This is a genomic window from Streptomyces sp. SID13031, assembly GCF_010548305.1.
GTDB lineage: Bacteria > Actinomycetota > Actinomycetes > Propionibacteriales > Kribbellaceae > Kribbella.
Window position 1 is genome coordinate 229,111 of record NZ_JAAGLV010000002.1, and the last position, 24,366, is coordinate 253,476.

24 protein-coding genes are annotated in these 24,366 nt (G+C 65.9%); 11 read left to right on the forward strand and 13 right to left on the reverse strand.

All coding sequences use genetic code 11. From position 1 onward, the window contains the following. Positions 1–24 precede the first annotated feature (24 nt). Both prfB and G3I17_RS05165 read left to right on the forward strand, forming a co-directional pair. Positions 25–1,146 (forward strand): peptide chain release factor 2, encoded by a 1,122-nt coding sequence (gene prfB, locus G3I17_RS05160; protein ID WP_164594593.1) that lies wholly within the window; start codon positions 25–27, stop codon positions 1,144–1,146. Between the two features lie 15 nt (positions 1,147–1,161). Next, positions 1,162–1,944: a pentapeptide repeat-containing protein gene (locus G3I17_RS05165; RefSeq protein ID WP_164594595.1), complete on the forward strand. Its 783-nt coding sequence runs from the start codon at positions 1,162–1,164 to the stop codon at positions 1,942–1,944. Here the strand turns inward: G3I17_RS05165 and G3I17_RS05170 are convergent. Then, positions 1,941–3,368 (reverse strand): MFS transporter, encoded by a 1,428-nt coding sequence (locus tag G3I17_RS05170; protein WP_164594597.1) that lies wholly within the window; start codon positions 3,366–3,368, stop codon positions 1,941–1,943. The genes G3I17_RS05165 and G3I17_RS05170 overlap by 4 nt on opposite strands. A gap of 113 nt (positions 3,369–3,481) precedes the next feature. Here G3I17_RS05170 and G3I17_RS05175 point away from each other — a divergent pair, with 113 nt between their 5' ends. Beyond that, complete coding sequence (locus G3I17_RS05175; protein WP_343238210.1) at positions 3,482–4,411, forward strand: helix-turn-helix transcriptional regulator; 930 nt, start codon at positions 3,482–3,484, stop codon at positions 4,409–4,411. Positions 4,412–4,454: 43 nt separating this feature from the next. Here G3I17_RS05175 and G3I17_RS05180 read toward each other — a convergent pair whose 3' ends face one another. The 6 genes from G3I17_RS05180 to G3I17_RS05205 form a co-directional block, all read right to left on the reverse strand. After that, positions 4,455–5,405: a right-handed parallel beta-helix repeat-containing protein gene (locus G3I17_RS05180; RefSeq protein ID WP_164594598.1), complete on the reverse strand. Its 951-nt coding sequence runs from the start codon at positions 5,403–5,405 to the stop codon at positions 4,455–4,457. Then, positions 5,402–6,841 carry a cellulase family glycosylhydrolase gene (locus tag G3I17_RS05185; protein ID WP_164594600.1) on the reverse strand — a complete coding sequence of 480 codons (1,440 nt, stop codon included), beginning with the start codon at positions 6,839–6,841 and terminating at the stop codon, positions 5,402–5,404. Before G3I17_RS05185 ends, G3I17_RS05180 begins: the two co-directional genes overlap by 4 nt. 163 nt (positions 6,842–7,004) lie before the next feature. Continuing rightward, a complete protein-coding gene (locus G3I17_RS05190) occupies positions 7,005–7,142 on the reverse strand; it encodes a hypothetical protein (protein WP_203589767.1) in 138 nt (45 codons plus the stop codon). 88 nt (positions 7,143–7,230) lie between these two features. Continuing rightward, entirely contained in the window at positions 7,231–7,797 is a 567-nt protein-coding gene (locus tag G3I17_RS05195; protein ID WP_164594602.1) for an NADAR family protein, read from the reverse strand. Then, positions 7,794–8,510: a TIGR03943 family protein gene (locus G3I17_RS05200; protein ID WP_164594604.1), complete on the reverse strand. Its 717-nt coding sequence runs from the start codon at positions 8,508–8,510 to the stop codon at positions 7,794–7,796. Before G3I17_RS05200 ends, G3I17_RS05195 begins: the two co-directional genes overlap by 4 nt. Next, on the reverse strand, positions 8,507–9,586 hold the full coding sequence (locus G3I17_RS05205) for a permease (RefSeq protein ID WP_203589768.1): 1,080 nt from the start codon (positions 9,584–9,586) through the stop codon (positions 8,507–8,509). The genes G3I17_RS05200 and G3I17_RS05205 overlap by 4 nt, the downstream gene beginning before the upstream one ends. A gap of 186 nt (positions 9,587–9,772) precedes the next feature. Between G3I17_RS05205 and G3I17_RS05210 the strand changes: the two genes are divergently transcribed. Beyond that, positions 9,773–10,948, forward strand: a complete 1,176-nt coding sequence (locus G3I17_RS05210; protein WP_164594606.1) for a serpin family protein — start codon at positions 9,773–9,775, stop codon at positions 10,946–10,948. On the opposite strand, the gene G3I17_RS05215 is transcribed toward G3I17_RS05210, so the two are convergent. Together G3I17_RS05215 and G3I17_RS05220 are read right to left on the reverse strand one after the other, a co-directional pair. Next, positions 10,945–11,484 carry a TetR family transcriptional regulator gene (locus G3I17_RS05215; RefSeq protein WP_164594608.1) on the reverse strand — a complete coding sequence of 180 codons (540 nt, stop codon included), beginning with the start codon at positions 11,482–11,484 and terminating at the stop codon, positions 10,945–10,947. The two genes, G3I17_RS05210 and G3I17_RS05215, sit on opposite strands and share 4 nt — an antisense overlap. After that, the gene (locus G3I17_RS05220) at positions 11,481–11,900 is read right to left on the reverse strand and encodes an SRPBCC family protein (RefSeq protein WP_164594610.1); all 420 of its coding nucleotides are present in this window, start codon (positions 11,898–11,900) and stop codon (positions 11,481–11,483) included. Before G3I17_RS05220 ends, G3I17_RS05215 begins: the two co-directional genes overlap by 4 nt. A gap of 140 nt (positions 11,901–12,040) precedes the next feature. Between G3I17_RS05220 and G3I17_RS05225 the strand changes: the two genes are divergently transcribed. The 3 genes from G3I17_RS05225 (at position 12,041) to G3I17_RS05235 (ending at position 15,546) form a co-directional block, all read left to right on the forward strand. Continuing rightward, positions 12,041–12,226 (forward strand): hypothetical protein, encoded by a 186-nt coding sequence (locus G3I17_RS05225; protein ID WP_164594612.1) that lies wholly within the window; start codon positions 12,041–12,043, stop codon positions 12,224–12,226. A 15-nt stretch (positions 12,227–12,241) separates the two neighbouring features. Next, the gene (locus G3I17_RS41990; RefSeq protein ID WP_164594614.1) at positions 12,242–13,039 is read left to right on the forward strand and encodes a PhzF family phenazine biosynthesis protein; all 798 of its coding nucleotides are present in this window, start codon (positions 12,242–12,244) and stop codon (positions 13,037–13,039) included. Between the two features lie 500 nt (positions 13,040–13,539). Continuing rightward, on the forward strand, positions 13,540–15,546 hold the full coding sequence (locus G3I17_RS05235) for an RHS repeat-associated core domain-containing protein (RefSeq protein WP_164594617.1): 2,007 nt from the start codon (positions 13,540–13,542) through the stop codon (positions 15,544–15,546). Between the two features lie 513 nt (positions 15,547–16,059). Here the strand turns inward: G3I17_RS05235 and G3I17_RS05240 are convergent. Continuing rightward, positions 16,060–16,260, reverse strand: a complete 201-nt coding sequence (locus tag G3I17_RS05240; RefSeq protein WP_164594619.1) for a hypothetical protein — start codon at positions 16,258–16,260, stop codon at positions 16,060–16,062. A 427-nt stretch (positions 16,261–16,687) separates the two neighbouring features. Here G3I17_RS05240 and G3I17_RS05245 point away from each other — a divergent pair, with 427 nt between their 5' ends. From G3I17_RS05245 to G3I17_RS05260, 4 genes are all read left to right on the forward strand, one after another. Beyond that, positions 16,688–17,068, forward strand: a complete 381-nt coding sequence (locus G3I17_RS05245; protein ID WP_164594620.1) for a hypothetical protein — start codon at positions 16,688–16,690, stop codon at positions 17,066–17,068. 281 nt (positions 17,069–17,349) lie between these two features. Beyond that, a complete protein-coding gene (locus G3I17_RS05250; RefSeq protein ID WP_164594622.1) occupies positions 17,350–18,192 on the forward strand; it encodes a nitrilase-related carbon-nitrogen hydrolase in 843 nt (280 codons plus the stop codon). Positions 18,193–18,204: 12 nt separating this feature from the next. After that, the gene (hydA, locus tag G3I17_RS05255; protein ID WP_164594624.1) at positions 18,205–19,608 is read left to right on the forward strand and encodes a dihydropyrimidinase; all 1,404 of its coding nucleotides are present in this window, start codon (positions 18,205–18,207) and stop codon (positions 19,606–19,608) included. A gap of 11 nt (positions 19,609–19,619) precedes the next feature. Next, positions 19,620–20,618, forward strand: coding sequence for a TIGR03842 family LLM class F420-dependent oxidoreductase (locus tag G3I17_RS05260; protein WP_164594626.1), 999 nt, complete (start codon positions 19,620–19,622; stop codon positions 20,616–20,618). On the opposite strand, the gene G3I17_RS05265 is transcribed toward G3I17_RS05260, so the two are convergent. The 3 genes from G3I17_RS05265 to G3I17_RS05275 all read right to left on the reverse strand — a co-directional run bounded on the left by G3I17_RS05265 (position 20,608) and on the right by G3I17_RS05275 (position 24,366). Further along, positions 20,608–21,969, reverse strand: coding sequence for a polysaccharide deacetylase family protein (locus G3I17_RS05265; RefSeq protein ID WP_164594628.1), 1,362 nt, complete (start codon positions 21,967–21,969; stop codon positions 20,608–20,610). The two genes, G3I17_RS05260 and G3I17_RS05265, sit on opposite strands and share 11 nt — an antisense overlap. A 176-nt stretch (positions 21,970–22,145) precedes the next feature. After that, positions 22,146–23,498 (reverse strand): FAD-binding oxidoreductase, encoded by a 1,353-nt coding sequence (locus G3I17_RS05270; protein ID WP_164594630.1) that lies wholly within the window; start codon positions 23,496–23,498, stop codon positions 22,146–22,148. A gap of 19 nt (positions 23,499–23,517) precedes the next feature. Then, a complete protein-coding gene (locus tag G3I17_RS05275; protein WP_164594632.1) occupies positions 23,518–24,366 on the reverse strand; it encodes a carbohydrate ABC transporter permease in 849 nt (282 codons plus the stop codon).

Here is a 24,366-nt window from a genome sequence, read left to right on the forward strand (position 1 = left end):
GCCGAGCGGGTACGCTGCTTGGTTGTGGCTGGACCTGATTTCGACGCTGACCTGAAGCAACTCGACGCGACCCTGACCTCCATCGAGAAAGTTCTCGATCTGGAGGGGATGCGCCGAGACATCGCCGACCTCGGGGAGCAGGTGGCCGCGCCCGACCTGTGGAACGACCAGGCCAACGCGCAGAAGGTGACGTCGAAGTTGTCGCGCCTGGAGGCCGACCTCGACCGGGTGGTCAAGCTGCGTGGCCGGATCGAGGATCTGGGCATCCTGGTCGAGATGGGCCGCGAGGAGAACGACGCGGACACCCTGGCCGAGGCGGACAAGGAGATCCGGGCGCTGACCAAATCGGTCCAGTCGCTCGAGGTCCGCACCCTGCTGTCCGGCGAGTACGACGAACGCGAGGCGCTCGTCACGATCCGCTCCGGCGCGGGCGGCGTCGATGCCGCCGACTTCGCCGAGATGCTGCAGCGGATGTACCTGCGCTGGGCCGAGCGGCACGGCTACGGCACCGAGGTCTACGACACGTCGTACGCCGAAGAGGCCGGGCTCAAGTCGACCACGTTTGGCATCAAGGCGCCGTACGCCTATGGCACGCTGAGCATCGAGACGGGCACCCACCGGCTGGTCCGGATCTCCCCGTTCGACAACCAGGGCCGCCGGCAGACCTCCTTCGCCGCGGTCGAGGTGGTCCCGGTGCTGGAGCAGACCGACGAGATCGAGATCCCCGACGAAGAGCTGCGGATCGACGTGTACCGGTCGTCCGGTCCGGGTGGCCAGAGCGTCAACACCACCGACTCGGCGGTCCGGCTGACCCACATCCCGACCGGCACGGTGGTCTCCTGCCAGAACGAGAAGTCGCAGCTGCAGAACAAGGCCTCCGCGATGGTGATCCTGAAGGCGAAGCTGCTCGCGCTGAAGAAGGCCGAGGAGCGGGCCGAGATCGACTCGCTGCGCGGCGACGTCCAGGGTTCGTGGGGCGACCAGATGCGCTCCTACGTCCTGCACCCGTACCAGATGGTCAAGGACCTGCGGACGCTGTACGAGTCGGGCAACACCAGCGGTGTCTTCGACGGCGAGATCGACGAGTTCATCGAGGCCGGCATCCGCTGGCGCCGCACCGGCCAGACCGCCGCCGAGCAGAACTAGGGCGCTCAGCCGGCCGTGACCCGAGCAGACCTCCGCGCGGACTGCGGCAACTGCTTCGGCCTGTGCTGCGTCGCGTTGACCTTCGCGAAGTCTGCCGACTTCGCGATCGACAAGGCCGCCGGCGACCCCTGCCCGAACCTGCGCGAAGACTTCGGCTGCGGCATCCACAGCAAGCTGCGTGGCAAGGGGTTCCAGGGCTGCACGGTCTATGACTGTTTCGGCGCGGGCCAGAAGATCTCGCGCCAGGCCGGTACCAGCTGGCATGAGCAGCCAGGCCAGAAGATGTTCGAGGCGCTGCCGATCATGCGCCAGCTGCACGAGCTGCTCTGGTACCTGGCCGAAGCCCTCGAGCTCGAACAGGCCGGCCCGATCCATGCACAGTTGCTAGAGGCAACCGATCGGATCGAGAAGCTGACGCTGGAGCCGGATGTCACGAACGTGGACCTGCCGGGGGAACGCGAGCAGGTCAACGAGCTGCTGCTGCAGACCAGCGCGCTCGTCCGAGGCAAGCAGAGCAAGAAGAAGGAACGCCGCGGAGCCGACCTGTTCGGGGCCAAACTCCGCGGCGCGGATCTGCGGCAAGCCAATCTTCGTGGCGCCTACCTGATCGCCGCCGACCTCCGCGAAGCCGACCTCAGGCAAGCGGACCTGATCGGCGCCGACCTCCGCGACACGAGGCTGGAGGGCGCCGATCTGACCGGCGCCCTCTTCCTCACCCAGTCCCAGGTCAACGCGGCCCGCGGCGACGGCGCCACCAAACTCCCCGCCGCGCTCAACCGCCCACCCCACTGGGCCTAACGCGCCCTGAGCTGGTGCGTCACCGGCGTCATCAGCAGCGAGATGGCCGTGATCGCGAGCGCTACGGCAGCCAGTGCGCCGCCCTGTCCCCACGAAGTACCGGCCAGCGACAGGTACGCCGTACCGACGGTCGCCGCGCCAAGTGCGAGGCAGGTCTGCTGGCTGGTGAGCAGAATTCCGCTACCGAGACCCGCCTGGGTCGCCGGCACCTGGCCGATGACCACTCCCATCAGCGGCACCATGACCAAGCCGCTACCGAAGCCCGCGATCAGCATCGGGACCGCCAGCGTCCAGGGCGTCACGTCAGGCCACACGGTGAGCGCGACCACGGCCAGGGCGGCGTACCCGACGGACTGCACGATCCAGCCGCGCAGGATCAGCCCGGCGCCGTACCGCTGCTGCAGGCGTGGCCCGTAGATCGAGGTGATCAGGAAGCCGACCGACATCGGCAGCAGGCTCAGACCGCCTTCCAGCGGAGACATCCCGGCCTCGCCCTGGGTGGCCAGCGCGAAGACGAACATGAACCCGCCGAACGTGGTGAAGAACCCCACGGCCAGCAGCAATCCGATCAGCATCGGGCGCAGCCGTAGTACGGACGGCGGGATCAGTGGAGAGGTACCGGCCTTCTCGGAGCGATGCTGGTGTACGCCGAGCAGCGCGACGGCCGGGATCGTGGCGGCCAGGGAAACCCAGGTCCACGCGGGCCAGCCGAGGGGGCGGCCCTCCGTCAGCGGCAGGAGCAGTAGTACCAGCGCGAGCGCAAGCAGCCCGGCGCCGACTAGGTCGACCCGCTGAGCCTTGACGGCGCGAGTCTCGGGCAGCAACTTCACGGCCGCGGCCAGCGCTACGAGTCCGACCGGGACGTTGACCAGGAAGACCGCACGCCAGCCGAGGCCGAACACGTCGGCCTCAACGAGTGCGCCGCCGAGGATCTGACCGAGCGCAGCAGCCGAGCCGCCCGCGACGCCGAACATCGCCATCGCGCGTGCCCGGTGTTCGCCGGCGAGCAGGCTGCTGATGGAGGCGAGCACCTGCGGCGTCATTGCTGCGGCCGCCGCGCCCTGGAGAACCCGGGCAGCGAGCAGTACCCCGATGGTCGGCGCGATCGCGCAGATCAGCGACATCAGCGTGAAGCCGATCAGCCCAGCGAGGAACAGCCGCTTGCGGCCGAAACCGTCGCCGAGGCGGCCGCCGACCACGAGCAGGGTGGCGTTGGCGATGCCGTAGCTGCCGACGACGAGCTGGAGCTCGCCGGCGTTCGCGTGCAGGTCGGAGCCGATCGCGGGCAGCGCGACGTTGATGATGAAGAAGGAGAGCATCGGCAGAAAGGCGCCGAAGAGCAGCGTGGTGAGGGCGACGGGGCCGAGCAGTGGTGGGGTTGATGGCGGGGTTGCCACCGGAGCGGACTGGAGCTGGTCTGTCATGTGCACCAGCTTGCGGCCATTCGGAGCCTGGTGGTGAGAGCCTGGTTATCCTGGTATTGGCAGCACCTGGCACCAGCCTTTCGCAGCGCCCGTCCAGCCCGCACGATGGAGAGGTGAGCCTCCTGAGCAGCATGCCAGTCGCCACCGACAAGATTGCCGGCGGCAGCGTCGTCAGCGACGGCATCGTCAGCGACGGCATCGTCAGCGACAGCGTCGTCAGTGACAAGGACGAGCGGCGGCGTGAGTTGTCGGCGTTCCTGCGCAGCCGGCGGGAGCGGATCCAGCCCGAGGAGGTCGGCTTCGCGCCCGGCGGGCGACGCCGTACGCCGGGCCTGCGGCGCGAAGAGGTCGCCCAGCTCGCGGGTGTCGGCGTCACTTGGTACACGTGGCTCGAGCAAGGTCGCGACATCAACGTGTCGGCTCAGGTGCTCGAAGCGATCTCCCGCACGCTTCGGCTCGACCGGCTGGAGCGCAATCACCTCTACACGCTGGCGGGGATCGCACTCGGCCCGGGCAAGAGCGACTGCTCGGCACTCCCGGGATCCGTGCAGAAGATGCTCGGCCAGCTCTCGCCGTACCCGGCGCTCGTGCTCAACTCCCGGTACGACGTACTGGCGTTCAACGACTCCTATTGCAAGGTGATCCTCGACCTGGATGCGGTCCCGCTCGAGGAGCGCAATCTGCTCTGGCTGACCTTCGTGTCGGACGAGTGGCAGTGCTCCTTCGTCGACGGCGAGGCGGTCGAGCAGCACCTGGTCGCCGGCTATCGGGCGGCGTCGGCCGAGCACCTGAGCGAGCCGAGCTGGCAGGATCTGACCGAGCGGCTGCTGGCGAGCTCACCGTTGTTCGCCGAGCTCTGGCAGCGGTACGACGTGGCGGCGCCGAGCTCGAAGATCAAGGTGCTGGGCAACGAGCGGGTCGGCATCCTGCGAATGGAGTCCGTAAGCCTCTGGGTTAGTCAGGTCGCCCGGATGCGAATGATCACCTACACCCCGGTCGACGAAGAGACGGAATCCAAACTCCACACCCTGGTGAACTGCTGACCCGGCCGATGGACCCAGGTGGTGGTCCATCGACCGGTCTGGTTCAGCTGACGGGGATGCCCGGGTTGGTCAGGCCCCGGCCGCCGGTGACGGTGTTGGAGCGGTCGATGGTGACCTTGCAGGCGGACGTGTCGTAGTTGGTGATGTTGAACGCGTACCGGCCGGCGCCGGCGGCTCCGGTCAGGTCCGACTTGTTGTTGCGGAAGACCGTCCCGCACCCCCAGCCGGTCTGCTGGGTGTGCGTCTCGAACCCGTTGTTGGTGGTGTTCTTGCCGGTGTTGTTCTCGATCAGATAGTTGTTGCCCTTGACATCGATCCAGCTGTCGTCGAAGTTGGCGCCGGTCAGCCCGCGGCCGTCGAACTGGTTGCCTGCGACCCGGCCGCCCTTGGTGCCCTCCTTCAGGTCGATCGCCTCCCCGCCGACGTCCGGCCCGATCGTGTTGTCGAGGATCTGCACGTTGTCCGACTTGTCCGTGAGGCCGCCGGCGCTGCCGACGTAGACGCCTTCACCCATCCCGCGACCGTCGTTGCCGGTGTCGTAGATCTTCGAGTTCTTGAGCGTGCCGTAGGTGCTGCTGTTGCGGAAGTGCACGCCCTCCATGTCCAGGCCGTGCACGGTGACACCGTCGATCACGACGCGGGTCGCGGAGTCGATCATGATGCCCTTCTGGCCACCGGTGACGGTGATGCCCGACACCTGCCAGTAGCTCGCGCCGTTCAGGTGCAGGCCGTAGCCACCGCCGGCGGTGAGCACCGCTTTCGCAGTACCGGCGAGTTTGATCGGCGCCGAGGACATACCGGAGACGGTGGTCTTGAAGTTCCCGGTGTAGGTGCCGTCGGCAAGCTTGATCGTGTCACCGGCTTTGGCGCTGGTCAGCGCGGTCTTGAGTTGAGCGGCCGTGCTGACGTTGATCGTCGCGGCGTGGGCGGGGATCGTTGCCGTCAGCCCGGTTGCGAGCAGGGCGGTGCCCAGGACTGCGCCGAGTGCCCTCATGAGGTCGGGAAGTCGTCGGGGGTGCGGATCCGATCGCGGATCCAGACGCCGGCGGGCTTGAGTACCGACGTACCGGTGAAGGTGTTGCCGGCGCAGGTGCCTACCTTGAACACAGCACCGGAGCGCTCGTCATCGGAGAAGTTCCAGTTGGTCCAGCCGATCTTCTTGCTGGCCAGGAAGTCCAGGTACTTCTGCGAGTAGGCGAAGTCGTTGGCGCCCTCACCCTCGTAGTTCTGGGTGCCGAACTCGGTGACGAACAGCGGGATCTTGTCCGCGGCTCGCGACAGGGCGTTGAAGTACTCGTCGTGGTGCGACGCGGCGTAGAAGTGGAACGTGTACATGAAGTTCGTCGCGTTGACCGGGTTGTTGATCACGTCGGCCTCGGTCCGGCTGTCGGAGACGCCCAGCGAGGCCCATCCGTGGGTGCCGACGAAGACGACGCCGTCGGGGTCCTTGGCGCGGATCACCGGGATCACCTGCTCGGCGTACGACTTGATACCGGCCCAGCTGACACCGTTCGGCTCGTTGGCGATGTCGTAGATGATGTTGTTCTTGTTCTTGTGCCGCTCGGCGATCTCGCTGAAGAACGTCTTGGCCTGGGCCGTGTAGATGTTGGGGTCACCGGGGTTGAGCTGGTGCCAGTCGACCAGGGCGTACATCCCGCGCTTGGTGGCCTCCTCGATGTAGCCGTGCACCAGGTCGGTGAACTTGCGCGGATTGGTCTCGTAGCCGTCCTCTCCGGCGGAGATGTACATCGAGATCCGCAGGATGTCGGCCTTCCAGTCGGTCGCGAGTGCGTCCAGCGACGCGGTCTTGATGCAGTTCGCGTACCACTGGATGCCGTGCGTGCTCATGCCTCTGAGCTGGATCGGCTTGTTGTACTGGTTGCAGAGCTTGGTGCCGCAGACGTGCAGCTGGCCGTTGATCGAGACCGGGGTGGCGCCGGGGCCGGGACCCTGGGCAGTGTCCAGGGTCAGCGAGTCGGCGTTCGGGCCGCCGTTCGCGGTGACCGCGGTGGTCTTGATCTTGTTGGTCCCGGCAACGAGTGTGGCGGTGGCGGTGACGGTCTGGTACGTCGTCCACGCGCCGGTGCCCTGGAAGGCCAGATCGTCGGCGGCGAGGGTGCCGTTGACGGTGACGTCGACCGGGCGGTTGACCGTCGTACCGTTGGCATAGCGGAAGGTGAGTGAGTACGAGCCGGCCGTCGGCGCGGTCACGGTGTACTCCACCGAGCTGCCGACGACGTTGTCGAAGTTGACGAACCCGGTACCGGTGAAGCCGGCGTGGTTCGACTCGATGACGCCTTGCGAGATGGCGGCCGCTTCGGATTCGTAGCGGACCGGGGCGGCGGAACTGGTGGTCGCGCTGGTCGTCACGAGTGCTGTCGCGGCGATCGCGACACTCGAAACCAGGGCGAACCATCGGGGGCGGTTCATGGCGGAGCCTCCTGCTGCGTCGGGGGCGGGGACGAGAGAGGGATACTTGTTAGGAAAGTTTCCTAATAGATTTCCGGGAAAGTTAACCCCGATGCAGCACGCTGTCAATCGATCGCGAAGGGCGACCGGGATAAATCCCGTGGGGCGGAACGCGGCCGCCCGACTAGGCCGTGTCGCGGGAGGACCAGCCGGCTTTCAGCGCATTGAGAGTGACCGCGATCGCCGGCCGGCGGGCGGTCGCGGTGCGCCAGACGGCGTACAGGCGGCGGCTCGGCGCCGGTTGGAGCGGGAAGGCGATCACGCGGTGTGGACCGGCCTTCGGCCGTTGCCTGTAGCAACCAGATCTTGCCTTGGTGAGCCCGTCTTACGGGGTTGATCGACGGGGATGGCTAAGGGGACTGGGACAGTTCGGCGCGGGCTCGCATCAGGGCGAAGCCCAGGAGGTTGAGGCCTCGCCATTGGTCGGGGTGTTCGGCTCGGGGGTCGTCGGCGGCCAGGCCGATGCCCCAGATGCGGTCTACTGGGCTGGCCTCGACCAGTACTCGTTTGCCGGTGTTGAGGAGGTAGTCGAGTAGGGGCTTGTTCTGGCGGAACTTGTGGAGGTTGCCCTCGATGACCAGCTCGGCGCGGTGGCGTTGCCAGGTCTCGGTGTCGAAGCCGGTGACTTGCCGGCCGATCGCCTTCGCCCGTTGGGGATGGCCGGCCGCGATCACCTTCGCGGCGGACTCGTTGTCACCGAACAGGCGTGCCTTGCCGGCCATCATCCAGTGCTCGGCGGTCGAGTAGCGGACGCCGTCGACGATGAACGGCGCGTGGTACCACTGGCTCAGGCAGCTCGCACCGATGCTGCCGTCGCGGTTCGGCGTATCGCCCCAGAAGAAGACGTACTTGTAGCGCTGCTTCTTCGCCAGACCATCGAGCAGGTCGGCGGTCGAGAGCGGAGTAGCGGCGGTCACTCGTACTGGTTGGCCGGCGCCGTCACGGTGCGGATCCCGGTCACGGTCATCGCGGCGACGTCGCCGTCGGCCCGCTTGGTCGGCTCGGCCCACTCGCCGGTCACGGTGATCCACTGGTTCTTCGGTGGCGAGGCCTGACCGCGGGCCTCCACCATGAACGCCATCCCGTCGGCGACGCAGCACGTCAGCCCGATCCGGGACACGTACCAGGTGCCGTTCTTGCCTGGCGTGACGAACCCGGTGAGCTGGAAATTGCGGCCCTTCATGCTCTCCTTCTCCCAGACGGCCCAGACGGCGTAGTCCCGTACCGCCAACGGTAGCGGTGCAGTGCTGCCGGCGCTCTGCGAGAGGAAGGAGTTGCCTTTCGGTGCGATCGGTTTGGCCGCGACCGGCGACTGGCGCTGGGCGGCGTCCGCGCCGAGGGCGGGCGGGTCGACGACTAGCAGCGCGAAGATCGGTATCACCAGCAGCCAGGCCGCACGCGGAAGCAGATGGCCGTGTCCGTGGCCGTCGTCAGCGTGCTCATGCCCAGGCGTCTTGCGGGTGTCCGCCAGTACGTCGGCGACGGCGAGCACGATCAGGATGACGCCGGCAGCGAGCAGCATCCAGCGCATACCGGGTTTCACGAAGCGCAGATAGGTGTTGGAGGTGGCCAACTGGACCACCGCGGCGCCGACGAACACGACGACCAGACCCGCGACATTACGCCTCACAGCAGCCACCACCCGACGAGAAGACTGGACAGGATCGCGACCACGAAGGTGGCCGGGGCGAAACGGATCGCGAACTTCGGCCCGAAGGTTCCGGTCTGCAGCGCGATCAGCTTCACGTCGACGATCGGCCCGACCACCATGAACGCGAGCCGCGCGGTGAGCGAGAACTGCGTCAGGCTGGCGGCGACGAACGCGTCGGCCTCGGAGCAGATGGCGAGCAGGACGGCGAGCAGGCCGAGCACTATGACGGACACCAGCAGGTTGCTCGCGACGTGGTCGAGCCACTGCCGCGGTACGACGACGTTGAGCGTGGCCGCAGCCGCCGCGCCGACGACCAGGAAGCCGCCCGCGTGCAGGAAGTCGTGCAGCATCGACGAGCGGAAGACCTCGAGCTTGGGAGTGCCGTCAGCGTGCCGGTTCTTCGGCATCTTCAGCCAGTCGCTGCCCTTGCCGGTCAGCAACCACAACCAGCCGAGAATCATCGAGACGGCCAGCGAGGTGATCGCCCGGGCGATCACCACCTTCGGCTGCCCGGGGAACGCGACGGCTGTCGACGCCAGTACTACGGGGTTGATCGCCGGTGCGGAGAGCAGGAACGCGATCGCTGCCGCCGGGGTGACGCCACGGTTCATCAGCGCCGCCGACACGGGGACCGAGGCGCACTCGCAGCCCGGCAGGACCACACCGGACATGCTGGCGACCGGTACAGCGAGGGCCGGGTGCTTGGGCAGCGCCTTCGCGAAGAAGGAGGCCGGGACGAACGCGGTGAGGGCGGCGGAGAGCAGTACGCCGAGGACGAGGAAGGGCATCGCCTGGACGGTGACGCCGACGAACATGGTCGCCCAGGTCCGGACGCCGTCGTCGGTGAACAGGCCGGCGAAGACCTTCCGCCCGAAGAGCGCAAGCGCGACCAGGACGACGAGGGTCAGCGTGAACGCGATCGACGGGCCGGCGGGGTCCTTGTCCTCAGGTTCTTCCTGAGGAGCTGTCGGCTCTGGGGGAGGGCCGACCGGCGCGGCGGGATCTGCCGTCGCTTCGGCGGAATCCCGCTCTTCCGTGGCTTCTGGCGTGCTCATGGGCGGCATCCTGACACAGCGGAACGCGCTCGGACGAGCACTCAACGCGCTGGCGAAATGAAAATCAGCGTCATTCCGCCGAATAGTCGCAATAGTTCCGGCCGACTACTTCATCGACCTGCTCGGGGACTTGCCGACGGGCTGTTCGGAGGGCTCGAGTGTGCAGAGCGTGGCAGGGTGGAGGGCATGGATGCCGACGTCGTACTGGCCGTCAACCACCTCACTTCGCGCTGGGTTCGGGAGTTGCCGCCCGGTACTACGGTCGTGTCCGGCCTCGGGGTCTGGCCGTTGCTGGCTCTCTTGTCGACGGCGGCCGATGAGCCGGGGCGTAGTGAGCTCGCGGAGGCGGCCGGGGTCGACGCCGTTGCCGGGGCTGCCAAGGCTGTCGAGTTGATGGCAGCCGTGGACAGTGCGGCTGACTTGCATGCGGCACTTGGGGTCTGGGTCCACGAGCAGCTGAAATTGAGTGAGTCGTTCGACTCCGTAGTACCGGCTGCTTTGAGCGGGACGTTGACGGGTGATTCGGCGAGTGACAAGGCGAAACTCGATGCGTGGGCCACTGAGCACACGGATGGGTTGATCCGGGAGATGCCGCTCGACGTGACGCCGGACCTGGCCGTAGTACTGGCGTCTGCGTTGTCGCTGCGGACGACCTGGGTCGAGCCGTTCACCGAGCAGGTCAAGCGGCAGAACGACGGGCCTTGGTCGGGTGGGTCGTGGCATTGGCTGGAGCGGACGGATCGCGAGCTTGACGCTGTTCGCGTGTACGACGGGCTGACGGTGGTGACCGTTCAGGGCGATGCCGATGTCGATGTGCTGCTCGGGATCGGGGACGCTGAGGCGGCGCAGGGCGACGTACTGGCTGGATTGCTTGCCGCGTCCGTTGCTTCAGGTGGTCTGGGTGGTCTGGGCGGCCTGGAATTGGTAGATCAGGGCGAGCCTGGGCAGGAGGTGGCGCCGGGGGTGACGATCGGGAAGACCGCGTCGGCGGCGGCTGAGGTGAAGTTGTCGCTGCCGTCGTTCAGCGTCGAGGTCGAGCATGATCTGCTGGCTTCGCGGGAGGTCTTCGGGCTGTCGACGGTGACCTCGGCGCCTCGTGGGGGTGGGCATTTCAGCGCGATCAGCCCGGAACCTTTGGTGGTCGGGCAGGCTCGGCAGACCGTGCTGGCGCGTTTCTTCGCGACCGGGTTCGAGGCGGCTGCGGTAACCGCGGTCGGGTTGATGCGGGCGGCGATGGTGGTACCGAAGACGCGGCGGCTCGAGGTCTCCTTGGACCGGCCGTTCGCCTTCGTCGCCGTCCATCGGGCCAGCCGGCTGCCGGTGGTGGCGGGCTGGATCGCTGAGCCCACCGAGCCTGCTTAGAGCGCGAAGAGCTTGTTGAGTAGGGCTGAGGCTTCGTCGACTCCTGCTTGATCGCCGGTCAGCAGGAGGTCGAACAGCAGTCCACGGGAAGCAGCGAGGCCGAGCCGGGCGTACGCCGGTGCCTGGTCTGCTGGGATGCCGGCGCGGATGCAGAGGTCGATCAGCGGGGGCAGCCAGACGTTGATCAGGTCAGCTTTGAGGGCCTCGGTGTGGGGCAGGTCCTGCATGGCGTGCGCGGACAGCTCGAAGAAGAGTGGACCGTAGATCAGCGCGGCCTCGGTGACTTGGCGCCAGAACTGCTCGGATTGTTCGGCGATCGGCAGGTCTTCGTCGCCGAGGGAGGCGAGCAGGTCGCGTTGCTGGGCCTCGACCGTGCGGACGACTTCGGCGAGCAGGCCCTCACGGGAGCCGAAGTGGTAGATCAGCATCCGGTGGCTGGTACCGATGCTGGTCGCGATCGAGCGCAGGCTGGCGTCGCCGATACCGTTCTTCGCGAAGTGCTCGACGGCGTCGGTGAGCAGTGACTCGCGGCTCACGCCTGCTCGCTGACCTTCTTCAGGCTCTCGCCCTCGAGCGCGATGTACTCCCTGGTCAGCTTGGCCATCAACTTGCCGAACACCCAGCCGAGCGGTCCCTGCTGGATGATCGTCGCGGTCACGACGGTGCCCTCTGGGGTGGTGGCGACCCGGTGGCCACCGGTGGTCTTGATGCCCGGCGCCTTCGAGACCCATTCGAAGTACTCGCCCTCGATCAGCTCGGTCACCTCCCAGACGGCAACCGGGAGCTTGGGCTGACTGACGCGGGTCCGGGCGCCGACGTGGATCCGGCCCTCGTCGAGCCGCTCGACTTCCGAGATGGTGGGCGTCCACTCGGGCCAGTGGGCGACGTCGCTGAAGATCGCCCAGACGCGGTCGGCCGGGGCCTGGACGGTGACGGAGTGATCGAAGCGCATGTACCAAATGGTACATGGATCTGCGCCACACACCAACGCCGCTACCGGGCGTGCTCGGGGTCGGCCGCTGAGCGTAAGAAGGGGGTCAGAACCCTGGTTGGTGAGTGCTGGCGGTCCGGGCGCCGGGTAGGGTCTGGCCCATGTCTGACCACACCCCCACGGAAAACGAGCAGGACCCGGGCGCGAGCACTCAGATGTTCCGCGCCTTCGTCAACGAGGCCGAGACCGAGCCGGCCCAGGCCCCGAAGGTGAACGGCCGCACGCTGGCAATCGCCGGCGTCGTCGTCGTGGTGCTCGCGATCGTCGCCGCGTTCCTCGTCCTCTGACTCCTTGATTTTGAGGTGACCACCGTCGACGTCCACGTCGTACGGGTCTTCAGCGACCCCTCTGGCGCCTACGGCAACCCACTAGCCATTGTCGACGGCACCCAGGTTCCGCCCGAATCCCGGCAAACGCTGGCAGCGTCCCTCGGCTACAGCGAAACCGTCTTCATCGACGACCCCACCGCGGGCGTCCTGCAGATCTTCACCCCACTGGCCGAAATGCCCTTCGCCGGCCACCCCACCGTCGGCGCGGCCTGGTGGCTCCACTCCCAGGGCTACGAAACCCCTGTACTCCGCGTGCCGGCCGGCGAAATCCCGGTGACCCGCGATGGCGACCTGACGTCGGTCCAAGCCCACTCCACCTGGGGCAGCACCTTCTCCTGGCACCAACTGGACTCTGCAGTTCAGGTCCTGGCCGCCAACCCCGCGTCGTACACAGCCGGCCACACCTACCTCTGGTCCTGGCTGGACGAGCCCGCAGGCACCATCCGCTCTCGGATGTTCGCTCCTGTCATGGGTGTCCCAGAAGACGAAGCCACCGGCTCAGCCGCCACCCAACTAACCGCCCGCCTAGGCCGCAACCTCCACATAATCCAAGGCACCGGCTCCCACCTCCACACCACCCTCCTGCCAGACAGCTGGACAACAGTCGGCGGCCGGGTAGTGGCCGAGCCATCCCGAGTTGTTGACCTACCGCCAACCCACCTGCTGGGCCCCGCGACCCAATGGCTCACCGAAAACCGCGAGCTCCTCGCCGCCCGCGGAGTACAACTCGAACTCTCCAGCGGCGCCCACGTGTTAAGGCCACCTTCATGAACCGACCCATCCCCTGTCATTCGAATCGCTCCGAGTAACTGCGGATCCCCTGCCGGCCATCGATCTGCGTCGGCTGCCTTCGCTCACCACCCTCTCGGCCGACTGGCCGCAGGTCCGCGCCACCATGAGCCACAGCGCCTTCCTCAAGCGCCTGCACCTCGGCCGGTGCTCCTAACCGAACCTGTTGCCGCTAGCAACCTCGCTCCAGACCCACCCGTACTCCCGGATCGCGACAACAGGCGGTATGCCGAGCTCCTGCGTGTAGTCGGACCGCTGGCGTGACAGTTGTGGCCTGCGACGTGCGAGGTCCCGGTAACCCTCGGCCGAACTGCGAGGAGCCGTTGAGGACTACCCCGTCCTTGGTCCCGGCTTGCGAGCGCCGGCCTCGCACAGCTGTGGCGAGATTACAAGCGATTGTTTGCCACATTGCCACTTGTTGCAGTTTCGTTGACGCGCTGCGGTGGAGCGGTCACTGTTGGTTCGCCATCTGGGGGACTGGCGTGACGACCTCTACCTACGACATCGCGGACCGACTGGTCTCGACGACCGATTCAGCACAGAACACTCTGGTCAACACCTACGACGCGCTGGACCGGAAGACCGGGCTCTACAAGGGTTCGGTGGCCGACGCCAACCTGTTGTCCGACTGGACCTATGACAAGCCCGGCTTGCTTGGCCAGTCGTACTCCTCGGCCAGTTATACGGCCGGTAAGAGCGGACCGGCATACCGGCAGTTGATCGTGTCGCGGAACGTGCTCTACAAGCCGACGCAGGTGGTCACGGACATTCCTGAGGCCGAGGGCGTCGAACTCGATGGCAGCTACTCCACGCTGTACAACTACAAGCCGGACGAGAAGACGCTGAGCAGTACGTCGTTCTCGCCGGGAGGTGGTCTGGGCGCGGACAACGTCATGTACGACTACACCGCGTCCGGGCTGCTGTACCGGATGTACAGCAGCCGTGGCACGTACGTGAACAAGGCGATGTACACCCAACTGGGCGAGCCTTCGGAGTACGACCTCGGCCCTGACCTGAGTATGGCGCTGACGTACGACTACGAAAGCGACACGCGTCGCCTCGCCCGCAGCAGCGGTGGGGGATCGACGATTTTCGCGGATCACAAGTACGGCTACGACTCTGCTGGAAACATCCTCAAGGACGAGGATCTGGTCCGGGGTGGGGATACACAGTGCTTCGACTACGACGGTCACCAGCGACTGACTGAGGCCTGGACACCGGCCAGCGCAGACTGTTCTCCCTCGCCGAGCGTTGGCGCTCTTGGTGGAGCCGCGCCGTACTGGCAGTCGTGGACGTACACGACCACGGGTCTGCGCAACACCCAGGTGGATCACTCGGTGGCGGGGAATCTCACCAGCACTTACGCCTACAACACGGCGCAGCCCCACACACTGGCGAAGGTGACGCAGACCGGCGCCGGGGCTGGCCCGGTGAAGAACCTCACATACGACTCCAAGGGCAACACGACGAGCCGGCCGGACCCCTCGACTGGTGCGCAGACGTTGACCTGGAGTCCGCAGGGCAAGCTCACCAAGCTGTCTGGTGCCGTCGGGGACACCGAGTACGTGTACGACGCCGAGGGGTCTTTGCTGGTTCGGCGGAGTCCGACTGAGACGACCCTGTTCCTCGGTGAGCTCGAACTGACCTTGAACAAGGCGACTCACAAGGTCCTCGGCAAGCGCCAATACTCCTTCGGTGGCCAGCCGATCGCGGTCCGCTCGAACGACGGCGGTACCGAGTCGGTCTTGTCCTGGCTGGTGAACGACTATCACCAGACGACCCACGTGGCCGTGGAGCAAGGCACCTTGACGGCCAGCATCCGATACGCCAAACCCTTCGGTGAAGCCCGGGGTACTCCACCGACCAGTTGGCCTGACAACCATGGCTTCCTGGGCAAACCAGAAGACAAAACTACGGGCCTCACCTCCATCGGCGCCCGTGAGTACGACCCCACCATCGGCCGCTTCATCAGCGTCGACCCGCTCCTCGACGCCAACGACCCACAACAAATGCTCGGCTACACCTACGCCAACGACAACCCAGTCACCGGCTCCGACCCCACCGGCATGATCAGCGAATGCCTGTCCTGCGGCGGCGGCAAGGCCGGCGGCCCCGACTACACCCCGCCCGGCCCCGACAAGCCCGAAAAGGAAACCTCCACCGGCAACGGTCAGAACCCTGGGAACGACGGCGGCTCCAACAACAACAACGACGACGACCACAAGGGCGACGACAGCAACAAGGGCCACGGCATCGGCGGGGTGGTTCAAAAAGCGCGTCAACGAAGTCAAGGACAAGGTCGACGAGGCCCACCAGTGGGCGGAGGACCATGCCTCGACCATCGGTACTGTAGTTGCGATAGGCGTCGGTGTTGTAGCGACAGCCGCGTTCTGTGGAGTCACCGCAGGGATTGGCTGCCTCATAGTCGCGGGGGCGATATCGGGAGCAGCTGGCGCCGGCCTCGGGTATGGCGCCCGAGTCGGACTTGATGAACAAGAGACGTTCAGTACTGCGAGCTTGGCCAAGGAGACCTTCGAAGGTGGCGCCTTCGGTGCCATTGGGGGTGGTCTCGGTGGTGTTGCTGGCCAGGTGGGGAAAGTCCTGGTGGCAAAGGCGGTGAAGAGCGCGGCTTCTTCGAGAGTCGCCGGAAGCATTGCCAACCGAGCCTTCAGGCCGAAGCCGAATGCTGTAGTCCGTGATCTGGAGGACATGCCTCTGGCGGAGCCGGGTCTTGTTCAACGGCCGGACATCGGTTCGCTTGACGATCATGAGTTGATGGAGTCGGTTTTCAAGCCCCGTCTGCGAGAAGGGTCAAAGAAACGCGAATATATGGCCACCTACCCCAACGATACTCTCGCAAATGGCCACCATCGACGGCTCGCTCTATTGGAGGCTGCGAGGAGTACGAACAGTTCGATTACCTTGGATGATAGGATATTTATCCTGGGATTCAAGAGTGCTAACTAATGGTAGAACGGCTGAAAATCTTGCGGAACTCACATTCACCTGGCATTCGTTTGGGCAAACGGCTTCAACGGCGGCTCAATCGCCGAACCTGGATTCAGGTCAAAGAGGTACCGCGAGAAGCGCTCGGCGGTTTGATGGTCAGCGACGGCCGCCGGCGAGTTGGAGCGGATGGGCGGCCCGCATGGGTCGCTGCGAATGTGGACCAGATCGAGCGGGTTGTACTGTTTCCAGAACATTTGGGTCCTGACGGGTCGGTCCGCTGTCACGTGAACATACTCATGACTGATGGATCGAGTTGGCTACTCCCGCTCGATCTGAAAATCGCAGATTATAGCCAGTTGGCGAATCTGTCCCGGAGGAAATGCATGACCTTGCTGCGGGATATGCTCCTCCGCTCTCCTGTGTTGTCGCCCGATGTGGAGGGTATCGAAAGCCGATAGGCGCTGCTACCGGAGCGGCATCTGAGATCGGTGGAGCTGCCGGCGGCCTCGCCAGTGCAGCAACGGGTGCGGTGGGAGGCGCGGTAGGCGGCAACTGGATTGGTGATCATATGGATCCTTCGCGCATTGCCAATGGGGCACCGCAGGTGCTGTACCCCCACTGTCAATCCTGTAGCAATTCCCAGGGTCTCTGGATCATCAACCTCATGCGGAAGGGGCTGCTATGACCGTGCTGGCCGAATTGACTGCTGACTTCCCGTGGGGGGTCCTGCTGGTTACCGATGCCGAGTCGTCTGAGCAGATTCCGGAGTGGTCATCGCCCCGGGAACAGGTTGCCAGTGCCTTGACAGCCTTGGTTGTCCGTGTCCGTCACGCAGACGAAGGGCCGGTGACGGTCCGAGTACTGAACGGCTCAGAGGAAGCTCGTGGCGTGCGGATCTACGAGGGTTCACTTTCAGTGCCCTCTGGTCTCCTCCGGGTCTCTGACGCGGTAGGGAGCGAGGCAGTCGAAGTTTCTTTGGCCGCAGGCTTGAGTCGATTGACGATCCACGCCGACGAACCGTCCGAAGCAACCTTTATCGAGGTGGTACTAGGAGGATCTTGACATTTCAAGCGACTCCAGTGCCGCTGCTTGTCAGTGGCCAGCCCGTGGAGGTCTGAATGCTGGGCGGTCGGATCTCAGTCTCAAGTCGGAGGAGACCAATTCCCAGAGCTACGAGGTTCAGGTGTTGAATCTTCCGGTGATGTAGCTCGTAGGCTTGGTGGGTGCGGTGATGCCGGCGGCGTATCAGTCTGAGCACTGGTATGCCGCCGAGCCGGTTTCCCGGAATCGTTGACTGGGGATGGTTGGCGGATGGAGCATGGGGGCTCGGCTAGGGAGGTCAGATGGCGGACGTGGTCAGGGCGGCGTTGGTACAGACGAACTGGACTGGGGACCAGGAGTCGATGACTAAGGCGCATGAGGAGTATGCGCGGCAGGCTGCTGCGGCGGGGGCCAAGGTTATTTGCTTCCAGGAACTGTTCTACGGGCCTTACTTCTGCCAGCTGCAGGATCCCAAGTTCTATGAGTACGCCGAGAGCGTGCCGGGGCCCACCACCGAGAGGTTCCAGGCGCTCGCCAAGGAGCTGGGCATGGTGATGGTGCTGCCGATGTATGAGCTGGAGCAGCCGGGGGTGTTGTACAACACGGCGGCCGTCATCGATGCTGACGGCAAGTATCTTGGGAAGTACCGGAAGAACCATATTCCTCAGGTGAACGGGTTCTGGGAGAAGTTCTACTTCCGGCCTGGCAACCTTGGGTACCCCGTGTTCGATACTGCGGTGGGCAGGATCGGGGTCTATATCTGTTATGACCGGCACTTCCCTGAGGGGTGGCGGGCGTTGGGGTTGGCTGGGGCGAAGATCGTGTTCAATCCGTCTGCGACCAGTCGTGGGTTGTCGTCTTACTTGTGGAAGCTCGAGCAGCCGGCAAGTGCGGTGGCCAACGAGTACTTCATCGGGGCGATCAACCGGGTCGGGATCGAGTCCGAGTTCGGGGACAACGACTTCTACGGGTCGTCGTACTTCGTGGATCCGGAGGGGAAGTTCGTGGGGGAGGTCGGGCACGACTATGACCCCGAGCTGATCGTCCGGGATCTGGATCTGGGGTTGCTCGATACGGTGCGGGACAGGTGGCAGTTCTACCGGGATCGCCGGCCGGATGCCTATGGAGACCTGACGAAGCCGTAGAGGGGACAAAGGATGTCGTTGCTGGTCAAAGGCGGGACCGTCATCGGGCCGACGGGCGCTCAAAAGGCTGATGTGCTCGTCGACGGTGAGAAGATCGTCGCGCTGTTCGATCCGCAGTATCGGCAGAGTGTGCAGGCCGACGAGGTGATCGATGCCACCGGCAAGTATGTGGTCCCGGGCGGGATCGACGCGCACACGCATATGGAGATGCCGTTCGGCGGTACGTCGGCCAGCGACACCTTCGACACGGGGACCCGGGCCGCGGCGTTCGGTGGCACGACCACCATCGTCGACTTCGCGATCCAGAAGACCGGTGAGGTGGTGCAGGACGGGCTGGACGCCTGGCACACCAAGGCCGATGGCAACTGTCACATCGACTACGCGTTCCACATGATCCTCGGCGGCGTCGACGACGAGTCGCTGAAGGCGATGGACTCGCTCGTCGGCGAGGGCATCACGAGCTTCAAGCTGTTCATGGCCTACCCCGGCGTCTTCTACTCCGACGACGGCCAGATCCTCCGGGCGATGCAGCGAGCCCGCGAGAACGGCGCGCTGATCATGATGCACGCCGAGAACGGCATCGCGATCGACGTACTCGTCCAGCAGGCGCTCCAGCGCGGTGAGACCGACCCGATCTACCACGGCATCACCCGGCCGGAGGCGCTGGAAGCAGAGGCGACCAGCCGGGCGATCGCGCTCGCCTCCGTGGCCAAGGACTGCCCGCTCTACATCGTGCACCTCTCGGCCAGCAAGGCGCTCGAGGCGGTCGCCGCGGCGCGCAACGACGGTCGCAACGTGTTCGCGGAGACCTGCCCGCAGTACCTGTACCTGACCTTGGAAGACCAATTGGGCGCACCCGGTTTCGAGGGCGCCAAATGGGTCTGCTCGACGCCACTCAGGAGTAAGCACGAGCACCACGCCAGGGACCTGTGGAAGGGGCTCCGGAGCAACGATCTCGCCGTCGTCTCGACTGACCACTGCCCGTTCTGTTTCAAGGACCAGAAGGAGATGGGCATCGGCGACTTCTCCAAGATCCCGAACGGTATCGGCGGCGTCGAGCACCGCGTTGACCTCGTGTACCAAGGGGTCGTGGACGGTCAGCTGAGCCTGGAGCGCTGGGTCGAGACGATCGCGACGACGCCGGCCCGGATGTTCGGGCTGTACCCGCAGAAGGGCATCATCGCGCCGGGCTCGGACGCGGACATCGTGATCTACGACCCCAAGGCGACCACCCGGATCGGCGTCGAGACGCATCACATGAACATGGACTACTCGGCGTACGAAGGGGTAGAGATCGCGGGCCGGGTGGGCACGGTCATCTCGCGCGGCGAGGTGATCGTGGCTGACGGCAACTACCATGGCCGCAAGGGACGTGGGAAGTACCTGAAGCGCGGGCTCTCGTCCTACTTGATCTAAAAGGGAGAACCGTGGACTTCGGAGTGGTGTTCCAGTGTGATCCGCCGGCGTCCGCGGTGGTGGAGCTCGCGCGCAAGGCAGAGGAGGCCGGGTTCGACTACGTCTGGACCTTCGACTCGCACCTGCTCTGGCAGGAGCCGTTCGTCATCTACAGCCAGATCCTGGCCGCGACCGAGCGAGTGATCGTCGGGCCGATGGTGACGAACCCGGGCACCCGCGACTGGACCGTGATCGCCTCGCAGTTCGCGACCCTGAACGAGATGTTCGGCAATCGCACGGTCTGCGGGATCGGCCGGGGGGACTCGGCCCTGCGCACGCTCGGCGCCAAGCCGGGCACGCTTGCCGAGCTGAAGCAGTGCGTCGAGGTGGTGCGTGAGCTGGCGGCCGGGCGGACGGTCGAGTACCGCGGGCAGCAGCTCAAGTTCAACTGGGTCGAGGACGGCAAGCTCGAGGTCTGGGTCGCTGCGTACGGGCCCAAGGCCCTGCAGGTGACGGGCGAGGTCGGCGACGGCTACATCCTGCAGCTCGCCGATCCCGACATCGCGGCCTGGATGATTTCAGCCGTACGCCGCTCCGCCGAGCAGGCCGGTCGCGATCCCGAGAAGATCACCTTCTGCGTGGCGGCCCCGGCCTACGTCGGAGACGACCTGGCCCACCAACGCGAGCAGACCCGCTGGTTCGGTGGAATGGTCGGCAACCACGTCGCCGACATCGTCGCGCGCTACGGCGATGACGGTGGCGTGCCGAAGGCGCTCACCGACTACATCGCCGGGCGCAAGAGTTACGACTACGCCGAGCACGGCCGGGCGGGTAACACCCACACCGACTTCGTGCCCGACGAGGTCGTCGATCGCTTCTGCATCCTCGGTCCGGTCGAGAATCACCTGGCCCGGCTGGAGGAACTGAAGGCGATCGGTGTCGACCAGTTCGCCCTGTACCTCCAGCACGACGCCAAAGTGGAAACCCTCAATGCCTACGGCAAGAACATCATCCCAGTCGTCAACGGATGATGTTGACCGTCACCGCCGTCGAGGTGACGTTGCCCGCGACATCGGTGGCGACCGCGGTCACCGTGTGCGCGCCGACCGACTTGGTCGCGCTCCAGCTGTAGTTGTACGGCGATGACGTGTCGGTCTTGAGCGTCGTCGTCCCGTCCCGGAAGACGACCTTCGCCACTCCCGATCCGCCGGTGTCGGTAGCGGTGGCCGCGAGCGGGACGCTCGCAGTACGCCGGTACGTCGAGTTGTTCGCCGGGCTGGTCAGGGCGACCGCCGGTGCGACCGCGTCCACGCGAATCTGCTGCGATTTGGTTGCTTCGACATGCCCGTCGACGTCGGTCGAGTAGTACTTCACCGTCTTGGTGGCGGTGAGCCCGAACGGTCCGGTGTACGTGACGGCCGTCGCGCTGGTCACCGGGTTGCTGCCGTCGGTGGTGTACCGGGTGCTTGCGATCGCCGAGCCGTCCGCGTCGGTGGCGGTCAGGTCGACGTTCACCGGGCTGGACAGGTTCCAGGCGGTGGTACAAGCAGCGCCGTTGCACTTGATGGTGGTGACCGGCGGACTGGCCGGCGCGGGTCCACCGCCGCCCATCACTTCACCGACTGTCTTGACGACCGTGCCGGACGCCTCGCGCGCCTTGAGCCAGTCGAGGAAGGCGTTGAAGGTCGTCGGGCTGAACGAGCTGTCACCGGTGCAACTGTCCGAACAGATGCCGTGGAAGCTCAGAACCACCCAGCCACCGCCGTGCGTCTCGGCCTGCGTGACGTACTTCTGCATGGTCGCCAGCGTTGTGCTGGACTCGGCGGAGTCGGGCCCGCGCAGCGCATAGGCGGCGTCCGGCGGGATCGTCTCGGCGTAGTCGCAGTCGTCGCAGTCCGGACCTCTGATGTCGCCGACGGTGCGGGCGCTGGAGTATCCGCAATTCTGGACGACCTGCTTGGCCGTGTTGTTGTAGTCGGCCTCGGGATAGGCGAACGAGGCCGGCGCCGGGAAGCCCTGGGCGATCAGGTTCGACCGGTCGTTGCAGACCTCGGTTGTCGCAGTGGCCTGGCTGACGTTGGTGAGATTGATGTGATGCAGCGTGTGACCGCCGATCTCGCTGCCGGCGTCGGCGATGGTGTGGATCTGCGGCCAAGTCATGTAGTAGGACGAGGTGCCGACCATGGCGGAGTTGATGTAGAAAGTGCCGCGCATCCCGCGGGACTGCAGCATCGGCACGGTCGTGACGTGTGAGGCCAGGCCGTCGTCGAAGGTCATCGTGACCACAGTGTTGGTGGCGGCCGCGGCCGGCTGCCCGATCGCGAACAGCGATCCGGTCAACAGAGCGAGCGCCCCGAGTTGCACGGCAAAGCGATGTCGCATGGTAAATCCCCCATTGCTCCCCGGTCCCCATTCTGCCCCCAGGGGACCCCCACGCGTCAGAGTACGGCCGCCCGCCGACGCCGACCAGTCCCAGCGGCGGTTTCCCCTGCGTATTCGCGGGGCTTCCCGTGAGCACCAAGTAGCACGCAGTACTACTGGGTGCGCAAGCCGCAGATTTACGCAGGGCCGTAGGGGAACAGGGTGTTCGGGTCGTAGGTGGTGCGTACCTCGGCCAGGCGGGCGAAGGTGTCGGCCGGCCAGGACGCTTCGTAGGAGCCTGGAGTGGTCAGGCCGCCCGCGTAGTTGATGGTGGTTTCGTCGGCCGTCCAGGGGCTGAGCGCGGAGAGGATCGCGTCGGCCGCCGGGGGCAGGACCGTTGCGAACAGGCTGGGATCCGGGGCTCCGGCCATGAAGAACGTGTAGGCGCCGCCCCGGCCGCCGACCGCGCTGCCTTCCGGTACGTCGCGCTGGGCCGCTCCGCCGAGGTGGCGGATCTCGATGGCGATAAACGGAACCTGCTGGTCCGGTCCCGCCACGTCGAGGAAGGTCTTGGCGAAGTCCGCGTCGAGCTCGTTCAGCAGCAGGCCGCGATCCCACGACGGGCTCGGATCGGTCGGGTCGTTGTGGATCGTCGCGATCGCCGTTGTCGGCATCTCGGCGACCGCGTCGATGATGGTGGGGCCGAGGTCGCGGATCGGCTGGAAGAGGCGCTCGCCCTCGGCAGCGTCGCCGACAAAGGCGAAGCGCACGCTGATCACCGTCTTGCCGCGCAACGGCTCGGGGATGAACTCCAGCGGCGGCAGCCGCAGAATGACGAACGACGAGGTCGCTGTCTCGGGCAACGTCTTGGTCCAGTCGATCCAGGCCGGGACCGCGCTCGCGATCTGTGGGGCGTCGAAGAACACCGAGCCGCCGTAGATGCTGGACAGCTCGACGAGCTCGAAGTCCATCGAGGTGACGATGCCGAAGCCGCCCTTGCCGCCGCGCAGCGCCCAGAACAGGTCCGGGTTCTCGGTCGCGCTGGCTGTGACCACCTCGCCCGAGGCGGTGGCGACGCGGAAGCCGCGGGCCCAGTCGGAGGAAAATCCGTACGTCCGGGCGAGCGGGCCGAGGCCGCCGCCCAGCGTGTAGCCGATTACGCCGACGTTGGCTGAGGCGCCGGTGATCGGGGCGAGACCGTGCTCGCCGGCAGCCTCGATCACTTCGGCCCAGCGACTGCCCGCGTTGACGTGCGCGATCCGCCGCTCGGCGTCGATGGTCACGCCGGTGAGTCGTGAGGTGGTGGCGAGGATGCCGTCTGTGACGGGTACGGCCGAGCCGTGGCCGGTGGCGAGCACGCGTACCGGCGTACCGGCTGCTGCCGCGCGGACGACTGCAGCGGCGTCTTCCTCGGAGGTGAGGCCGACGGCAATCTCGGGAGTGTGCAGGGTGGCGGTGTTCCAGGCTGCGACCTCGGTGGCGAAGTCGTCGTCGGCCGGGCCCAGGACGGGTCCGGCGACGGAGCTGCGGAGCTGGTCGATCAGGGTCATGATGCCTCTCTTTGGAAGGTCATTCGCTGATCCCCGAACGCTCGACGCCTTCGACGATCCAGCGTTGCAGGAACACGAACATCACCACCAGCGGCAGGATCGCGATGGTGGCCGCGATGAACAGCTGGGGGAGATTGATGGTCTGGGCGGTGAGGAAGGTGGACAGCGCGATCTGCACGGTCCAGGCGGACTTGTCCGGCGCGATCACCAGCGGCCAGAGGAACGCGTTCCACGAGCCGATGAAGGTGATCGTGGCGATGGCGGCGATGAAGCCCTTCGAGTTCGGTACGACGATCCGCCAGAAGGTGCCCCAGTACGCCGTACCGTCGAGCGCCGCGGCCTCTTCGAGCTCGCGCGGGAAGTTGAGGAAGTACTGCCGGAACAGGAAGGTCGCGAACGCCTGGAACAGACCGGGGATGATCAGCCCGCGCAGAGTGCTGACCCAGCCCAGCGACGAGACGAGCACGAAGCTCGGTACGAACGTCACCGCCGCCGGGATGAGCAGCGTGGCCACGATGAAGTAGAACACCGCGTTGCCGTAGCGGAACGGGATCCGGGCCAGGCCGTAGCCCGCCAGGCCGGAGATGACCAGGACGCCGATCGTCTGGACGACCGCGATCACGAGTGAGTTGAGCAACGATCTGAGCATCGGAACCGCTGGATCGTTGAACAGATCCGCGATGTTGCCCCACTGCAGCGACGACGGGAACAGCTTCCACGACGGCGACGTGATGTCCTGCTCGGTCGACAACCCGTTGCGGATCAGGAGATAGAAGGGCAGCAGGAAGAAGAGCGCGCCGACGCCGAGGACGACGTACCGCAGGACGCTGCCGGTCTTGTCGGCGCGGGACCGATGGATCACCGCCAT

Coding starts and splice junctions, on each gene's coding strand:
- G3I17_RS05180 (WP_164594598.1), bottom strand. CDS start 5,405: ATGAGGGCACTCGGCGCAGTCCTGGGCACCGCCCTGCTCGCAACCGGG.
- G3I17_RS05250 (WP_164594622.1), top strand. CDS start 17,350: ATGGCGGACGTGGTCAGGGCGGCGTTGGTACAGACGAACTGGACTGGG.
- G3I17_RS05270 (WP_164594630.1), bottom strand. CDS start 23,498: ATGACCCTGATCGACCAGCTCCGCAGCTCCGTCGCCGGACCCGTCCTG.
- G3I17_RS05245 (WP_164594620.1), top strand. CDS start 16,688: ATGACCGTGCTGGCCGAATTGACTGCTGACTTCCCGTGGGGGGTCCTG.
- G3I17_RS05210 (WP_164594606.1), top strand. CDS start 9,773: ATGGATGCCGACGTCGTACTGGCCGTCAACCACCTCACTTCGCGCTGG.
- G3I17_RS05225 (WP_164594612.1), top strand. CDS start 12,041: ATGTCTGACCACACCCCCACGGAAAACGAGCAGGACCCGGGCGCGAGC.
- hydA (WP_164594624.1), top strand. CDS start 18,205: ATGTCGTTGCTGGTCAAAGGCGGGACCGTCATCGGGCCGACGGGCGCT.
- G3I17_RS05240 (WP_164594619.1), bottom strand. CDS start 16,260: ATGTTCTGGAAACAGTACAACCCGCTCGATCTGGTCCACATTCGCAGC.
- G3I17_RS05185 (WP_164594600.1), bottom strand. CDS start 6,841: ATGAACCGCCCCCGATGGTTCGCCCTGGTTTCGAGTGTCGCGATCGCC.
- G3I17_RS05205 (WP_203589768.1), bottom strand. CDS start 9,586: ATGAGCACGCCAGAAGCCACGGAAGAGCGGGATTCCGCCGAAGCGACG.
- G3I17_RS05220 (WP_164594610.1), bottom strand. CDS start 11,900: ATGCGCTTCGATCACTCCGTCACCGTCCAGGCCCCGGCCGACCGCGTC.
- G3I17_RS05265 (WP_164594628.1), bottom strand. CDS start 21,969: ATGCGACATCGCTTTGCCGTGCAACTCGGGGCGCTCGCTCTGTTGACC.
- G3I17_RS05170 (WP_164594597.1), bottom strand. CDS start 3,368: ATGACAGACCAGCTCCAGTCCGCTCCGGTGGCAACCCCGCCATCAACC.
- G3I17_RS05275 (WP_164594632.1), bottom strand. CDS start 24,366: ATGGCGGTGATCCATCGGTCCCGCGCCGACAAGACCGGCAGCGTCCTG.